The organism is Mesorhizobium sp. M7A.F.Ca.MR.148.00.0.0 (assembly GCF_003997735.1).
In the GTDB taxonomy this organism is placed as follows: Bacteria; Pseudomonadota; Alphaproteobacteria; order Rhizobiales; family Rhizobiaceae; genus Mesorhizobium.
Genome location: NZ_RZTB01000245.1, coordinates 1 through 2,316, shown reverse-complemented (window position 1 = coordinate 2,316; position 2,316 = coordinate 1). Strand labels below are relative to the sequence as shown.

Below are 2,316 nucleotides of genomic sequence, written 5' to 3'. Positions count from 1 at the left end.
GACAAGCCCGACGCTGAATGGATCAAACCTGGCCTCGTCGGCCGCGTGAAGACCCTTAAGCGCGAGGACAAGCTGCGCCATGCGACATTGCGGGCGATCCGAGAGGCGAAGCCATGACGCCCGAGCCGCTCAACTCCCCTGTGGCAATCGAACCCACTGGCGAACGCGCAGCCTTGAAGCTCGTCCGAATGGCTATGGAGCAGGTATGCCCTGCCGGCGTGCTGCCATCTGAAGAAGCCATCCTTGGCCTCTACGGCCCCGAACCGATCCACGAAGGCGAAGCTCTGGCCAAGGCGATCATTGAGACCGTCGAGCGTCTGACGAAGCAAGCCCGCCGCTGAAGGACACAGACAGCGACGGGCCTTGCACCAGAGCTTGGACTTGAGGAGGGGACATCTCAACCAAGCACATTTCCAACTTCGATTGAGGATGCATGTTCCACCCCTGCGAGAAAGATTTAACGCTGCCGACGTCTGACGAAGTGGGCCCGTCACTGTGTTGAGGGAAATCAGTGACGGCCTCTGCTCGGGTGTTTCAAGGAGCTATCCTTACCAAGCACATCCCGAACGTTTGATTGCGGATGCATGTTCCTCAGGGCGGGCAAAAAGTTTACGACCCCCTTGGCAATCAACCGACATTGGCCAAGGGCGCCCAGCAAAAAAGGCGTGGGGCCAAGCGACCTTTTCGAGGTGGAGCCTTTACAGCGAAACGCTTCGGTAGGAATATTGTCCTCGGGTGGGGCGACTCTTAAAAGGTGTCGCAATGGCTCGGTCAAAACCTTCGGAGCGATTATCGCAGGCTGAAATCGAGCGCTTTCTCGTGGCGGCGGAAGCGCTGCACCTGAGCATCATCAAGCCGTTCATATCGCCGCAATGCGACCACTACAGACAGACGCGCGTCTTGCATGAGGTGCTGTTAAGGGCGGTGCGGGAAGTCACCGGGAAGGATGCTACGTTCATCCGGTGGAATTTGACCGGGCCAGCACAACAAGGGCCGGAGCGCCCGGCAGAAGAGCCCCCATAGCATTGTCCGGGAGGGACGAGGGGCCTGAGCCGCGAACTATTTGCGATCCAGGCCCCTGGCCGTCGGGTTCGTGGCGACATTGCGCCCGCGGAATGCCATTCACAAGCTGGACCTTGGTCTTGCCCTTCCTGCGGAGGGCGTCAACGTCGGTGACGCGCTGAACAGTTAGAACTTCATCGCGATGCCGACGCGGAAATCGTGCGTCTGAAGCGTGTGTTCCAGCGTGCATCCGCCGCCGCAATATTCAAGCGACTTCTTGCCGAAGAAGGAGAAGTCGTATTCGCCTCGCAAGAACACGTTGTGTGTGAGAGCGACGTCGATGCCTGCTCCAACAATACCACCGACCAAAGTTGCATCCCGCTCGGCGTTTCCACCTGGATAGAACGTCTTCAGCTTTGCGGCGGTTACACCAGCCGTGACAAACGGCATGTAGGCTCCGATGTCCATGCCAACGCGACCCTTTACGGATCCGAACAAACCTGTGGAGGCGTCGAGAACGCCTGGGCCTGGAATATCGTCGAAGGTGTTCTTCTTAAAGCGGTAGCCAAGCTCGCCTTCAACGCCATAGACAATCTTGCCGGATTGGAAGTTATAGCCTGCAAAGCCGCCGACCGCGGCCGAGCCGACGTTGTGCGTTGCGCCAGCCTGGGCGCCCGGCTCATAGATCTTGTAATGTTCCAACGTTCCGGCGCCGAACACGCCGGCGTATGGCCCTTGCCAAGTCCATTCAGGGGTGTCGACAGGAGCGGTCATCATATCGGCAGCGATGGCCGGAGCCGCCGAAAGCGCAACGAATGAAGCGAGCAAAAAAGCTTTCATGAAATCCCCATCAAATCGCCAAGCGCTTTATATCGATGAGCCTGCAACTTTGTATGTAGCTAGGAAGTCACACCTGTAGACTAAGTTGCTGCGCCTGAATTCGGCGACTAGGTATCAGGAAGGCCGGTGCAAACAGGCATCCCGCGAGGAGCTCCGGACTTCCGCGGCCGAACACCGGCGCCGCCACAACCTCTGGAATGAAACTCAACGCCGGCGAGGAATGGCAGTCAGGTTTCGACGCGGGCATTATCCAGAAATTCGAGAGCGGAGCGTGGAAGGTGCCGTTCTAATCTTCAATAAATCCCGCCGCCGCACGGTGGCGGGCTTTCCACATGGTGATGCTCCGGGGCGGATATTCTCGCGGGTAAGTGCATGATTTCCAACGTGGATCAGGCGGCGGATCGAACTCGATGACAATAGATTAACTGTCTGAATTTACTCAATTGCCGCACTTTTGCTGGTGCCCCCGGACGG

At 58.1% G+C, this 2,316-nt stretch carries 3 protein-coding genes; 2 read left to right on the top strand and 1 reads right to left on the bottom strand.

Annotated features, from left to right (window positions below; genetic code table 11):
* Positions 1 to 113 precede the first annotated feature (113 nt).
* Both EOB49_RS33570 and EOB49_RS33565 read left to right on the top strand, forming a co-directional pair.
* Complete coding sequence (locus EOB49_RS33570; RefSeq protein ID WP_127321676.1) at positions 114 to 341, top strand: hypothetical protein; 228 nt, start codon at positions 114 to 116, stop codon at positions 339 to 341.
* Positions 342 to 762: 421 nt separating this feature from the next.
* Positions 763 to 1,023 carry a hypothetical protein gene (locus EOB49_RS33565; protein ID WP_127383471.1) on the top strand — a complete coding sequence of 87 codons (261 nt, stop codon included), beginning with the start codon at positions 763 to 765 and terminating at the stop codon, positions 1,021 to 1,023.
* 165 nt (positions 1,024 to 1,188) lie between these two features.
* Here EOB49_RS33565 and EOB49_RS33560 read toward each other — a convergent pair whose 3' ends face one another.
* The gene (locus EOB49_RS33560; RefSeq protein WP_127321675.1) at positions 1,189 to 1,842 is read right to left on the bottom strand and encodes an outer membrane beta-barrel protein; all 654 of its coding nucleotides are present in this window, start codon (positions 1,840 to 1,842) and stop codon (positions 1,189 to 1,191) included.
* Positions 1,843 to 2,316 lie beyond the last annotated feature (474 nt).